Source organism: Chthoniobacter sp. (genome assembly GCF_040003245.1).
Classification (GTDB): domain Bacteria; phylum Verrucomicrobiota; class Verrucomicrobiia; order Chthoniobacterales; family Chthoniobacteraceae; genus Chthoniobacter.
Map to the genome: position 1 here is coordinate 1 of NZ_JBDUCX010000191.1, position 13359 is coordinate 13359.

Genomic DNA, 13359 nt, shown 5'->3' on the forward strand with positions numbered 1-13359 from the left:
AGGTCGATAATCTGCCATGACAGCTTTCGTTCCAAGCTGCAATACCTCGATTGCCGCGCCGGATGCGAGCAGGCACTCTTCCCGGCATCCATCCCCTTCCGGTTCCCCGCCTTGCGCGCGCCAATCCGCTCCCCAAAACACATCACCCCCATGAAGATACTCGCCATGATTACCGGACTTGCGCTTTGCGCCACCGCGTCGCCCGCCGCCGAGCCATTCCACAAGACTCTCACCAGCGCCCGCCTTGGCGTGCACGTGGACACTTGGGAACAAAGCGGGCATTTCGCCGGCGCCAAAGGACCCGTCTGGTCGGTCCGCAAAATTACCCTCCACGGCGGCAAGCAGGAAGGTGTGGACATCGTGATCATCGACAATGGCGTCATGAAAATCAGCGTGATCCCCACGCGCGGCATGGGCGTTTTTTCCGTCACCAGCGGCGACGTGCGCCTCGGCTGGGATTCCCCGGTCAAGGAAGTGGTCAACCCACAGAACATCAATTTGCAAAGTCGCGGCGGCCTGGGGTGGCTGGAGGGGTTCAACGAATGGCTGGTGCGCTGCGGCTTGGAAAGCAACGGTCACCCGGGCACCGATAAATTCACTAACAACGTCGGCGAGGAAGCCACCATGGACCTCACGCTTCATGGCAAGATCGCCAATATCCCGGCGAGCGAAGTTGAAGTCATCGTGGACTCCGCTCCACCCTATCGCATCCACCTCCGGGGGCGCGTGGACGAGCGTATGTTTTATGGACCGAAGCTGGAGTTGCAGACTGAAATCTCCACGGAAGCGGGGTCGACGAGCTTCCGCATCCAGGATGTCATCACGAATCGCGGTGCCCAGGAGCAGGAGTTTGAACTGCTCTATCATACTAATTACGGCCGCCCCTTGCTGGAGGAAGGCTCCACCTTCCTCGCCGCGGCCTCGCGCGTCACCCCTTTCAATGATCACGCGGCCAAGGATATCGCCCACTATGCGGAATACGCCGCGCCGGCACTTGGATTCGTCGAGCAGGTCTATTGCCTCCAGCCTATCGCCGACAAGGATGGCCGCACGCTGATCGCCCTCCAAAACAAAGCTCGCGACCGCGCTGTCTCGCTCGCCTTCCCTGTCGAGGATCTGCCCTACGTCACACTCTGGAAAAACACCAACGCGGAAGGTGAAGGCTACGTCACCGGCCTGGAGCCCGGCACCAATTTCCCCGCCAACCGCCGCATCGAACGCGCCCACGGCCGCGTGCCCAAGCTCGCCGCCGGTGCGAGCCGCACCGCCACGATCGACTTCACCATTCACACCAGCGCGGAAGACACGAAGCGCCTCGCGGATCAGATCGCCGCGCTGCAAGGCGATGTAAAACCGGTGCTCGATGAAACACCGGAGAAGAAGGACTAAGTCGACCTGACCCACTTCCGCTGCCGATGAGCGAGCCTTCCTTCCAAATCATCGGCGTCGGTGAGGTCCTATGGGATCTATTGCCCACGGGCCGGCAGCTCGGTGGCGCACCCGCCAATTTCGTCTGCCACGCGCATGCCCTCTCCGCCGGCGCGCGGCTCATCTCTCGCGTTGGTGATGACCCGGCAGGGCGGGAAATCATCGCCCGCTTTCAGGCGCGCGGCCTGCCGACAGACACGATCGGCGTGGACACCACTGCGCCGACGGGCAGCGTCTCCGTGGTATTGGATGCCAGTGGACATCCTAATTACACGATTCACGAAAACGTCGCCTGGGATCGGATCGCCGCGGACCGCGTCGCCCTCGACGCCGTCCACGCCGCCGATGCCGTCTGCTTCGGCTCGCTGGCCCAAAGGACACCATTCGTCCGGGCCACCGTCGCCACCCTGCTCGCCGCTACGCGCCCGGATGCACTGCGCATCTTCGACATCAATCTCCGCACTCCTTTCATCGACCGTGACACCATCACGCAATCGATCGCGGCGGCCAATGTCCTGAAACTCAACGAACAGGAACTCCCCGTGCTCGCCGAGATTTTCCAACTCTCCGGCGACCCGGCACAACAACTCGCGACCCTGGCCGCGCGCTTTTCGCTGCGCCTGGTCGCGCTCACTCGCGGGGGCGACGGCAGTATGCTCTTCGCGGATGGCAACCTCCTAGAACAATCCGGATTACCAGTGACCGTGCGCGACACCGTCGGTGCCGGCGACTCCTTCACAGCCGCGGTGACCGTCGGCCTCCTTCGCCAATGGCCGCTCGAACAAATCAGCCATCACGCCAATGCCATTGCGGCCTACGTCTGCTCGCAGGCGGGCGCGACCCCTCCTTTACCCGAAGCGCTACGCCTGCCTTTCACTGCGGCAGCTTCCTTGTCGACATCATGAAAACGTCCTTTGCTCTCTTCAGCATCTTCCTGGCCCTGGCCTCTCCGCAATTACAAGCGGCGCAGCCCGACATCCTCATCGCGGATTTTGAGGGCGATACCTACGGCGATTGGAAGGCGATCGGCTCGGCATTTGGCGATGGCCCGGCGCACGGGGCGCTGCCGCACCAGATGCCAGTCGACGGCTTCGTCGGGAAAGGTCTCGTCGACTCCTTCAGCGGCGGCGACCGCAGCACGGGCACGCTCACCTCGCCGGAGTTCCGAATCGAGCGGAAATTCATCGCCTTTCTCATCGGAGGCGGCGGCTGGGAAGGCAAGACGTGCCTCCATCTCGTGATCAACGGAAAGCCGGTGCGCACCGCCACCGGACCAAACACCCAACCCGGCGGCAGCGAACGACTCGCAGCGGGCGGCTGGGATGTCACCGAATTCGCCGGCCAGACCGCGCGCCTCGTGATCGTGGATGACGCCACCGGCGGCTGGGGCCACATCAACGTCGATCAAATCGTGCAAACAGACACCGCGCCCCCGGTCGCGACGAAGCTCATCGCCAATGTCGGTCGCGAGATCGAGATCGCCAAACACTGGCTCAACTTTCCGGTAAAGACCGGCGGGAACAAACGCGTCATCACCATCAGCGTGGATGGACAACCGGCCCGGAAATTCGACATCGAACTCGCCGACGCGGAACCCGATTGGTGGGCGCCGCTGGATGTCAGCGCCTGGGCCGGCCGGAAGGTCACGGTCTCCGCCGACAAGCTGCCGGAGAAATCCGCCGCGCTGGAAGCGTTAAGACAGACCGACGATTTGATCGGCGCGGAAAACCTCTACCACGAGCCGTTGCGTCCCCAGCTACAGTTTTCGCCACGCCGCGGCTGGATGAACGACCCCAACGGCCTCGCTTTCTATCGCGGCGAATATCACCTCTTCTATCAACACAACCCCTACGGCTGGAATTGGGGGAACATGCACTGGGGCCACGCGACAAGCCCCGATCTCGTCCACTGGCAGGAACGAGGCGAGGTCCTGTATCCGGACGACATGGGCCCGATGTTCAGCGGCAGCGCGGTCGTCGATTGGAAAAATACCAGTGGCCTCGGCCACGATGGCCAGCCGCCGCTCGTCCTCATCTACACCGCCGCCGGCAACCCGACCGTGCAATGCCTCGCCTCCAGCACGGATGGCCGCACGTTCACCAAGTTCGCCGGAAACCCGGTGATCAAGGAAATCACCCGCGGCAATCGCGACCCGAAGGTTTTCTGGCATGAGCCGAGCAAGCAATGGGTGCTCACGCTCTATGTCGGTGTGCCGAACCCCACTGGCGAACTCGACGCGAAAGGCAAAGCCGTGCCGCTGCACACGATCCATTTCTTCACCTCGCCGAATCTCAAGGACTGGACACTGCGCAGCCAGACACCGGGTCTTTATGAATGTCCGGATTTCTTCGAGCTGCCGGTCGATGGCGATGCGTCGAAAAAGAAATGGGTGCTCACCGCCGCGAGCAGCGAATACTTCGTCGGCTCGTTCGACGGTCAAAAGTTCACGCCGGAGACGCCGAAGCTTCCGGGCCATCGCGGACGGGGCTTTTACGCCGCCCAAACCTTTAGCGACGTGCCCGATGGCCGGCGCATCCAGATCGGCTGGGGCCAGGCGCCCTCCCCGGGCATGCCCTTCAATCAACTCCAGACCTTCCCCTGCGAACTGCAATTGCACCAGACGCCCGAGGGCCCGCGCCTGCGCCGTTCGCCCATCAAGGAACTCGAAACCTTGCGCGGCCGGTCGTGGAAGTTTCAAAAGCTCTTTCTCAACGCCGGCGCTGCGAACCCGCTGGCCGACGTCCGTGGTGAACTGCTCGAGGTCCACGCAGACTTTCAGCCCGCCGCCGACAGCGAGGTCACCTTCAAGGTCCGCGGAGTCGACATCCATTACAGCGCTGCCCAACAGGAAATCTCCGTCAACGGCATCAAGGCGCCGGCCCCGCTGCAAGATGGCCATCAGCGCCTCACTATCTTCACGGACCGCACCTATTTCACCATCTTCGCCAGCGACGGCCTCACTTACATCCCCTTCCCTGTCATCGCCAGGCCGGCCGAGCTCGGCGTGGAGGTGCAAGTCAAAGGCGGCGCGACCACCATGCAAGAACTCGCCGCCTACGCGTTGAAGTCCATCTGGGAAGCTTCCCACTAACCTGCTAGATCCCTTTCCAACCTCACTCCTCCCCCAATGAAACAAAGCCTCCTCGTCACCCTCGCGTGCCTGCTCGCCCTCTTCACCAGTTGCGATAAACCTGGCAACCCGTCATCCCCGCAATCGCCCGCCAACGCCGCGAGCAAAGGCAGCATCGGCGTCTCGTTGCTCACGCTCGACAATCCTTTCTTCAAGGTCATCGGCGACAATATCGCCTCGGAAGGCAAGAAGCGCGGCTACGACGTCATCGTCGTGAGTGGCGACAAGGACGTCGCCAGGCAGAGCAACCAGATCAAGGATTTCATCGTCAAGAAAGTGAGCGCCATCGTCCTCAGCCCGTGCGATTCGAAATCCATCGTACCGGTAATCCAGGAAGCCAATGCCGCCGGCATCCCGGTTTTCACGGTGGACATTCCGTGCAACGAGCCCGGCGTAAAGATCGCCACGCAAATCGCCACGGACAATTACGGCGGGGGCAAGGAAGCGGCCCAGGCCATGATCGAAGCCTTGGGTGAGGCCGGCGGCAAGGTCGCCGTCCTGCATTTCAAGCAAGCCGAGTCCTGCCAGCTCCGCGTGAAAGGTTTTCGCGAGGTCATCGACGCCCACAACGCCGCGGGCGAGGCGAAGATCGACATCGTCGCCGAGCTCGAGAGCGGCGGCGCCAAGGACCAGGGCTACAAGGCCGCCGAGGACACTTTGCAAGCGAACCCCGACTTGCGCGGGATCTTCGCCATCAACGACCCCGCGGCCCTCGGGGCGCGCGCCGCGCTGGAAAAAGCGGGCAAGGCCGATCAGATCATCATCGTCGGCTTCGATGGCCAGCCCGAGGGCAAGCAAGCCATCAAGGAAGGAAAGATCTACGCGGACCCGATTCAATTCCCCGACAAAATGGGCGTCCAAATCGTCGACGCCATCATCAAGCAATCGAAAGGCGAGACCCTGCCGCCGCAGATACTCATCCCGACCAGCCTCTACAAAAAGGCCGACGGCGAGAAGGATGAGAGTCTGAAATAGTGATCAGTAATCAGTTCTGCAGAAGTAAAGACACTCACTGAATACTGAGCACTAAGCACTTCACACCTCATGGCTACGACCCAGAATTTTCTCCCCGAACTCGTCGGCTCCATGTCGCAAGGTGCGGCGGGCAATCCCACCGTGGCGGTGATGGAAGCGGCCTTTACCCACCACGGCCTGCACTGGCGCTACGTGAATATGGAAGTCGCGCCCGCTGATCTCGGCAACGCGGTGCGCGGCGCGAAAGCGATGGGCTTTCGCGGATTCAATTGCAGCCTGCCGCACAAGGTCACGGTCATTCCTCATCTCGACGGGCTCGGCGAATCCGCGGGCATCATGGGCGCGGTCAATTGCGTCGTCCGCCGCGACGACCGGCTCATTGGCGAAAACACCGATGGCAAGGGCTTCCTGAAATCGCTCGCGCCCGTGGTCGACCCACGCGGCAAGTCGGTGGTGCTTTTCGGCGCGGGCGGGGCGTCGCGGGCCATCGCCGTGGAGCTCGGCCTCGCCGGGATCAAGAAGATCATCATCGTGAATCGTTCGCCGGCACGTGGCGCCGAATTGGTCACCCTCCTCCGCGACAAGCTGCAACTCGACGCCGAGCTGGCCGTCTGGACAGGTGATTACGCGGTGCCCGCGGACATCGACATCGTCATCAATGGCACCTCCATCGGCCTCTACGACGGAGACGCCCGGCTCGCCGTGGACACCCACACGCTCCGTCCCGGCGTGGCCGTCGCGGATGTCATCTTCAGCCCGCCGCTCACCCGCTTCCTGCGCGATGCCCGGGCACGCGGCTGCACCGTGCTCGACGGCCTCGGCATGCTGGTCAACCAAGGCATCGTCGCCGTCCAGTTATGGACCGGCATCACCCCGGACGCCGACGTCATGTGCCACGCCTTGGAAAACGCCCTCGGTCTATGATCCCCCCCGCGCCGCCGCTCCTCGAGATGCGCGGTATTGTGAAGTCATTTCCCGGCGTGCGCGCCCTCCGCGGCGTCGATCTCACTTTGCAAACCGGTGAAGTCCTTGCGTTGCTCGGCGAAAATGGCGCCGGCAAGAGCACCCTCATGAAAGTGCTCGGCGGCGCACATCGGGCCGACGCCGGCACCATCGCCATTGCCGGACAGGAAACCCATTTTCACTCCCCTCAGGATTCACGCCGCGCGGGCATCGCCGTCATCTATCAGGAGTTCAACCTCGTGCCCGGCCTCACCGCTGGTGAGAATATCTTCCTCGGCCAGGAGCGCACGCGCGCCGGCTTCATCGAGCGCCGCTACGAACGTCAGCGCGCCACCGAACTTTTCCAGCGACTCGGCGTCCAGATCGACCTCGACGCTCCGTGCCGCCGCCTCACCACCGCGCAACAGCAACTGGTGGAGATCGCCAAGGCCCTGGCCTTTGACGCCCGTGTCATCGTCATGGACGAGCCCAGCGCCGCGCTCACTTCGCACGAGGTTGAGCGCCTCTTCAAAATCATCCGTGACCTGCGCCGCCAGGGCATCGGCATTATTTACATCAGCCATCGCCTCGACGAAATCTTCACCATCGCCGATCGCGTCACCGTGCTGCGCGATGGCGCCTATGTCGGCGAACGCCCCATCGGTCAGCTCACCCGTCAGCAGATGATCGAGCTCATGGTCGGGCGCGAGCTCAAGGATGAGTTTCCCAAGCGCTCGATCACGATTGGCACTCCGCGGCTCAAAGTCAGCGGGCTGGAGCGCGGGCGTGCGGTGCGCAATGTTTCCTTCGAAGTCCGGCGCGGCGAAATCCTCGCCCTCACCGGGCTCATTGGCGCCGGGCGCACGGAAGTCGTGCGCCTCATTTTCGGCGCCGATCCGCGCGACGCCGGCGACATCCAACTCGATGGCCAGACGCTCGCCATCCGCACGCCGCGCGACGCCATTGCCGCTGGCATCGGCCTGCTCACCGAGGATCGCAAACTCCAGGGTCTCATTCTCGGCCATTCGATTCGCGAAAACTTCGGCCTGCCCAATCTCGACTGGCTCGCCGCCGATGGCTTCGTGAAGTTGCGCCGCGAACGCGAGGAATTTGCGCGCTATATCGACACCCTTCGGATCAAAGTCCCGCATCAGGAACAGCAGGCACGCAATCTTTCCGGCGGCAATCAGCAAAAGGTCGTCCTCGCCAAGTGGCTGGCCCGTGATTGCGAAGTGCTCATCTTCGACGAGCCGACGCGCGGCATCGATGTCGGCGCGAAATACGAAATCTATTTACTGCTCAACGAACTGGCCGCCCAGGGCAAGGCCATCATCATGATCAGCTCGGAAATGCCCGAGGTCCTCGGCATGGCCGACCGCATCCTCGTCATGCACGATGGCCGCGTCACCGGTGAAATCACCGATGTCGCCCACGCCACGCAGGAGCAAATGATGCAACTCGCCGTCGCCTGACATGAAGCCCACCCTCCAGCGCCTGCTCTCCGATTACGGCATGATCTTCGTGCTGCTCCTGCTCTGCGCCTTCTTCAGCGCGATGACGCTTACCGAGCAGAATCCAACCGGGGAAGCCGCCGCCCGTCAGGTCGCGTCCGATCTTGGGCGCTCGCCCGGAAAAGGAGGCCGCGTCCTCATCGCCATCCGCCCCCAGGCCGACGACACGCTCTTCGCCCGCCAGCTCGAGCAGGCGCTCACGGCCGCCGGCCTGCAAATCACGGTCGTCACGGGTGAACCACGCGACGCTCGCGAAGCCCTGCAAAAGCTCGCCGCAGCCAACACTCCCCTCGACGCCATCGCCGGCAATCAGGTCACCGCCTCCTGGCTCGTCTTCGCCGATATTCCCGCCGACTTCCCCACGCTTGGCCATCCGCGCATCGTCAAGCCACGCAGCTATCGCTGGCCGAACTTTCTCAAGTCGGAGAACCTGCTCAATATCGCCAACCAAATCGCCGTCATCGCGATCATCGCCATCGGGATGACCATGGTGATCATCACCGCCGGCATCGATCTTTCCGTCGGCAGTCTCCTCGCCCTCTCCGCCGTGCTCGCCTCGCGTTTCATTCGCGACTACGCAGGCGCCACGCACGCCTCGCCGCTCGGCATGACCGTCGCCAGTCTCGCGGCCATCCTTCTCTGCGGGCTCGTCGGCGGCTTTTCGGGCGGCATGATCACCCTCTTCCGCATCCCGCCTTTCATCGTCACGCTGGCTATGATGCTCGTGGGCAGCGGCCTCGCCTATCTCCTCGCGCAAGGTCAATCCATCTACCAGCTTCCCGACTCCTTCGTCTGGCTCGGTCGCGGCGCCGACATCCTGCACATTCCCAATGCCGTCCTGCTCATGCTCCTCCTCTACGCGCTGGCCCATGTTCTCATGTCACGCATGCGGCTGGGCCGCTACATTTACGCCGTGGGCGGCAACCGCGAGGCGGCGCGGCTCTCCGGTGTGCCCGTGCAGCGCGTGCTGCTTTTCACCTACGCCGTGAGCGGCCTGCTCGCCGGGCTGGGTGGGGTGATCATGGCTTCGCAATTGAAAAGCGGCTCGCCCACTTACGGCAATATGTACGAGCTCTACATCATCGCCGCCGTGGTCGTCGGCGGGACGAGCCTTTCCGGTGGCGAAGGTCGCATGCTCGGCACGCTCGTCGGCGCTTTCACCATCGCCGTCATCCAAAACGGCATGAACCTGACCAACGTGGAAAGTTACACCCAGAAAGTCGTGCTCGGTCTGGTCATCCTCGGCGCCGTATTGCTCGACACTCTCCGCCACCGCCGCTCGCGGCTCGGCGGCGCGGCGGATTGAATGGGTCGTCGGTGGTTCGGCGGCGAATTCACCAAGTTGCCACCTTATCTCCACCCGTTTGCCACGTTCGCCGGGCAATCCTCTTGATCGGAAAACGTCAGTATCAGCTCCCCCCGGCTGCTGCTCTCGCAGTCACATGAAACGACTCAAAAACATCTTGGGGGCGGGCCTCCTTTTCGGCGCGGCCATTGCCGTCGTCCTTTTTTCCGCCGGACGCCCGCACGTCCTCGCGCATCCTGACCAAACCCTGCCGGCAGCCACAGCCACCGACTCACACCCCGCGGCAGAGTTAAGCAAGGGAACGGTCGTCGTCGGTGGTTCGCTGAACGGCAGTCTGAATCCGCCGGATTCACCATGGCGGCACTGGCTCCGCTAGGAACCACCCATCGGAAAGCCAGCGGCGCGGTTGGATTTCGTCACACGGCAGGGTAGTCGCACCGCTGCGACTGCAGCAGGCGGGCCATTTCGGCGATTTCACATAACCGAAACAAAGTCTTCACCCGACTGACACAGCCAGCCGCCAGACCAGTGCGCGCCAAGGAGCCCCGGCAACCGCCGTTGCCCCCGCAGCCTTCCTACAGAATGTCCGCAATCTCCATCCCTCTTTATGAGACTCCTCAATAAGACCCTCTTTTTCGCGTTCGGTTTCCTCGCTGCGGCTTCGTCGGCCCTGGCCGCTTCGTTCACCATCAGCACGGCCTCGACGACCAAGCAGACGCTGGCTGGCGGAGAGTCGGGAGTCGTTACGTCCACGGGGTCTCTTACCGTGACCGGAAACAACGTCGCCATCACCGTCACCGGCAGTTCCACCATCACGAACAACGGTTCGATTCAACAGACGACCGTTCTGACGGGAGGCAATGCCGGCAACGGCCGCGTGATTCGCGACAACACCGGCGGCCTCACACTCACGGTCAACAACGGAAGCCCGACCAACTCGACCGCCTTGATGCAGACGGTCGACGCCGATGTCATCCAGATGAAGGTCGGCGGCAGCATCATCACGCTCAATAACTACGGCACGATCAATTCCCAGAATTCCTCCGGCGGCGGCAATCAGGCCCTCGACTGGAACGCCCTCACCGCCTCGGGAACCAGCATCACCAATACGGTCACCAATTTTTCGACCGGTATCATCACCGCCACTGAAGCCGACGCCATTCGCCCGGGGGTCAACGGGGTGGTCAACAATGACGGCCTGATCAAATCCACCACCACCACCGGCAGCAGCAGCGACGGGGTCGATGCGCAAACGAATTCCGGTATCCAGGTCGTGAATGCTTACAGCGCCGGCTCCGGCACCGGCACGGGCACGATCGAGGGGGGGCACCACGGCATCACCGGTGGAGACACCACGGGTGGTACTTATATCATGAGTGTGACCAACAACCTCGGTGGAACCATCAAGGGCGACAACGGCTCGGGCATCAACATCGACGGCATCAATGCCAACGAAGTCGTCGCCATCGTCAACCACGGGACGATCACCGGCAACGGCGTGACCGCCGATGGCGATGGCGTGGACGTCGATGGCCTCGTGAATCTGACCAACACCGGCCTGATCAAGTCTTTGAACGCCTTGAATGATACCAGCGAAGGCGTCACGGTAGGCGGCGGCACGATCAACAACTCGGGCACCATCCAAGGATCCATCGGCAACCCCACCGGCAACACCGGCGTCGGCCGCGGCATAACCATCGCCGGCGTGGACAAGGATTCCAACGACAACCCCATCCCCATCCAGGCGCCGTACGCCGCCACAACCATTACAAACAGCGGCACCATCAAGGGCGATTCCGATTCCGGCATCGCCTTCACGTCGGCCATCCCCAGCGGCTTCTTGATGACCATCACGAACCAAACCGGCGGCCTGATCGAGGGCGGCGGAGCCACCGCGGCGGCGATCCAGGCGGGCCCGGACAACTTTGTCATCAATAACTCCGGCACCATCAAGACCGACAGCAGCGGCAAGGCCATCGCCTTGGGCAGCGGCAACAACACGCTCTACATCCTCGGCGGTGCGGCCTCCATCATCGGCGATGTCGATGGCGGCACTGGCGGCACCAATGCGCTGGTCATCGATCCCGGCACGAACAACACCTTCAGCTACGCGGGCGCGATCACCCATTTCGCCACCGCGCAGGTCAAGAGCGGCACCTTCAACCTGTCGGGCACGATGACCGCCGGGGCCACCGCGGTGAATGGCGGCACGCTCGCCGGCAACGGCACGGTCAACGGCCTGGTCACCGTCTCCACCGGCGGCGTGATCTCTCCCGGCAACAGCCCCGGCAAACTCACCCTGCAAACTGGCGTAAATTTCAGCAGTGGCGGCAAATACTTCTGGCAACTCGCCTCGCTGACGGACGATGGCAACGGCGTCGCGGGTACCGACTTCGATCAAATCCTGCTCACCGGCGGCAACTTGACCCTCGGCGGCACCTCGCTGCTCACCCTCGATTTCTCGCTCCTCGGCGTTAGTGATCCGAATTCCGCCAACACCTTTTGGCTGATCGACCACAGCTGGACGATCATCGACAATGGCGGCACCGCCACCAACACCGGCAGCACCAACTTCTCCCAGATTACCGATCCGGCGTTTGCCGACGGTTCGTTCACCACGAGTTCCGACGCCAACGGCAACACCGTGCTGAGTTTCCACGCCACACCGGAACCCGGCAGCGCCAGCCTCCTGATCCTCGGTGGGCTGGGCCTCATCGCCCGGCGCCGCCGGGTGTAGCGATCACGCGCACAGCTGACCTTCGGCGATCCTCTCCAAATCCAGCCCGAAATGCTGTTGCGCACAGGGCGCGCAGATGCCATGCGAGGTGCCGCTGAGCGAGGCGGCAACCGGTGTCGTTTGTTCGATGGGTTGCTCGCACCAGGCGCAGAGGACACGAAAGGCCGGGCGGCCGCCTGGGAGCGAGCATTGCGGAGTTTGGGTGGCGATCATTTTAGCGGGCGGCCTGCGGGTTGTTCGCAAGCTCCGCCCACAATGGACACGCCGAGTGTTAAGTCCGTATGAGCGCCAGCCCCGAGAATTGTTAAGGAAACGTAAAAGCGGGCTCCATTGGCCCAGTTGGCGCCATGGGCTCCATTGCGAAATATGCCGCTTTCAGGGCCAAAAATCGTGATTCTTCACAGGATCAACATGCAATCGCCGTAGCTGTAGAAACGGTAGCGCTCGGCAATGGCTTCCGCATAGGCGCGCAGGACGAATTCACGTCCGGCCAACGCGCTGACCAGCATGAGCAGCGTGCTTTTCGGCAGGTGAAAATTCGTCAGCAGCGCACCCACCGCCCGCGGCCGGTAGGGCGGATGAATGAAGATGTCGGTACTGCTTTTGCACGGCGCGATGGGCAGCCCCTGCGACTCGAGCACACGCGCGGTCGTCGTCCCCACAGCCACGAGGCGCTGCGCGGCATTGATCGCGCGGGCACTTTCCTCGCTGACGCGAAACCGTTCGGCGTGCATCCGGTGTTCCCCCAGTTCCTCCACCTGCACCGGGCGAAAAGTGCCGACGCCGACGTGCAACGTCACGAAGGTGTGCGGCACTTGGGCCAGAATCTCCGGCGTAAAATGCAGCCCCGCAGTGGGCGCGGCCACTGCCCCCCGCTCGCGCGCAAAGACCGTCTGGTAGCGCTCCGCATCCGCCGGCTCGACCGCGCGCGCGAAATAAGGCGGCAACGGCAGCTCGCCCGCGGCATCGAGATCGACCGGCCCGTTGAAGGCGATGATCCGTTCGCCATCCGGCAGGATCTCTTCGACGACCCCCGCCACGCCGCGCACCTGCACAGTGGCTCCGATCCGCATCTTGCGGCCCGGCTTCACGAGACACTTCCAGGCGTTCTCGCGGACCACTTCCAGAAAAAGCAATTCGATCTTCCCCCCGTCGGCAAAGACCCGCGCCGGAATCACGCGCGTATCATTGAGCACGACCAGGTCGCCCTCCCGCAGAAAGCTGGGAAACTCGCGGAACCATCGATGCTCGATTCGTTCCCCCTCGCGGTGCAAGACCATCATCCGCGAGTCCTCGCGCCGCGCCAGCGGGTGGCGGGCGATGAGATCCT

Annotated in this window: 11 protein-coding genes; 9 read left to right on the top strand and 2 right to left on the bottom strand. The window is 63.0% G+C overall.

Annotated elements, in window-relative coordinates; all coding sequences use genetic code 11:
* Positions 1-150: 150 nt before the first annotated feature.
* The 9 genes from ABJF10_RS22325 to ABJF10_RS22365 all read left to right on the top strand — a co-directional run bounded on the left by ABJF10_RS22325 (position 151) and on the right by ABJF10_RS22365 (position 12029).
* Positions 151-1389: an aldose 1-epimerase family protein gene (locus ABJF10_RS22325; RefSeq protein ID WP_348546826.1), complete on the top strand. Its 1239-nt coding sequence runs from the start codon at positions 151-153 to the stop codon at positions 1387-1389.
* Positions 1390-1415: 26 nt separating this feature from the next.
* Entirely contained in the window at positions 1416-2333 is a 918-nt protein-coding gene (locus ABJF10_RS22330; RefSeq protein ID WP_348546827.1) for a carbohydrate kinase, read from the top strand.
* Positions 2330-4519 carry a glycoside hydrolase family 32 protein gene (locus ABJF10_RS22335; protein ID WP_348546828.1) on the top strand — a complete coding sequence of 730 codons (2190 nt, stop codon included), beginning with the start codon at positions 2330-2332 and terminating at the stop codon, positions 4517-4519. Before ABJF10_RS22330 ends, ABJF10_RS22335 begins: the two co-directional genes overlap by 4 nt.
* A 36-nt stretch (positions 4520-4555) precedes the next feature.
* Positions 4556-5533, top strand: coding sequence for a substrate-binding domain-containing protein (locus ABJF10_RS22340; protein WP_348546829.1), 978 nt, complete (start codon positions 4556-4558; stop codon positions 5531-5533).
* Between the two features lie 69 nt (positions 5534-5602).
* On the top strand, positions 5603-6457 hold the full coding sequence (gene aroE / locus ABJF10_RS22345) for a shikimate dehydrogenase (protein ID WP_348546830.1): 855 nt from the start codon (positions 5603-5605) through the stop codon (positions 6455-6457).
* A complete protein-coding gene (locus ABJF10_RS22350; protein ID WP_348546831.1) occupies positions 6454-7947 on the top strand; it encodes a sugar ABC transporter ATP-binding protein in 1494 nt (497 codons plus the stop codon). The genes aroE and ABJF10_RS22350 overlap by 4 nt, the downstream gene beginning before the upstream one ends.
* 1 nt (position 7948) lies before the next feature.
* On the top strand, positions 7949-9292 hold the full coding sequence (locus ABJF10_RS22355; RefSeq protein ID WP_348546832.1) for an ABC transporter permease: 1344 nt from the start codon (positions 7949-7951) through the stop codon (positions 9290-9292).
* Between the two features lie 136 nt (positions 9293-9428).
* A complete protein-coding gene (locus ABJF10_RS22360) occupies positions 9429-9668 on the top strand; it encodes a hypothetical protein (RefSeq protein ID WP_348546833.1) in 240 nt (79 codons plus the stop codon).
* 231 nt (positions 9669-9899) lie between these two features.
* Positions 9900-12029 carry a PEP-CTERM sorting domain-containing protein gene (locus ABJF10_RS22365; protein WP_348546834.1) on the top strand — a complete coding sequence of 710 codons (2130 nt, stop codon included), beginning with the start codon at positions 9900-9902 and terminating at the stop codon, positions 12027-12029.
* Between the two features lie 3 nt (positions 12030-12032).
* Here ABJF10_RS22365 and ABJF10_RS22370 read toward each other — a convergent pair whose 3' ends face one another.
* Positions 12033-12242: a hypothetical protein gene (locus ABJF10_RS22370; RefSeq protein ID WP_348546835.1), complete on the bottom strand. Its 210-nt coding sequence runs from the start codon at positions 12240-12242 to the stop codon at positions 12033-12035.
* Positions 12243-12427: 185 nt separating this feature from the next.
* The coding region (gene queA, locus ABJF10_RS22375) for a tRNA preQ1(34) S-adenosylmethionine ribosyltransferase-isomerase QueA (protein ID WP_348546836.1) at positions 12428-13359 on the bottom strand (932 nt) is incomplete at its 5' end.

Bases quoted from the DNA above. Each gene is read 5' to 3' on its own strand.
- ABJF10_RS22355 (WP_348546832.1), top strand. From the start codon at position 7,949: ATGAAGCCCACCCTCCAGCGCCTGCTCTCCGATTACGGCATGATCTTC.
- ABJF10_RS22360 (WP_348546833.1), top strand. From the start codon at position 9,429: ATGAAACGACTCAAAAACATCTTGGGGGCGGGCCTCCTTTTCGGCGCG.
- ABJF10_RS22335 (WP_348546828.1), top strand. From the start codon at position 2,330: ATGAAAACGTCCTTTGCTCTCTTCAGCATCTTCCTGGCCCTGGCCTCT.
- ABJF10_RS22325 (WP_348546826.1), top strand. From the start codon at position 151: ATGAAGATACTCGCCATGATTACCGGACTTGCGCTTTGCGCCACCGCG.
- aroE (WP_348546830.1), top strand. From the start codon at position 5,603: ATGGCTACGACCCAGAATTTTCTCCCCGAACTCGTCGGCTCCATGTCG.
- ABJF10_RS22350 (WP_348546831.1), top strand. From the start codon at position 6,454: ATGATCCCCCCCGCGCCGCCGCTCCTCGAGATGCGCGGTATTGTGAAG.
- ABJF10_RS22330 (WP_348546827.1), top strand. From the start codon at position 1,416: ATGAGCGAGCCTTCCTTCCAAATCATCGGCGTCGGTGAGGTCCTATGG.
- ABJF10_RS22370 (WP_348546835.1), bottom strand. From the start codon at position 12,242: ATGATCGCCACCCAAACTCCGCAATGCTCGCTCCCAGGCGGCCGCCCG.
- ABJF10_RS22340 (WP_348546829.1), top strand. From the start codon at position 4,556: ATGAAACAAAGCCTCCTCGTCACCCTCGCGTGCCTGCTCGCCCTCTTC.
- ABJF10_RS22365 (WP_348546834.1), top strand. From the start codon at position 9,900: ATGAGACTCCTCAATAAGACCCTCTTTTTCGCGTTCGGTTTCCTCGCT.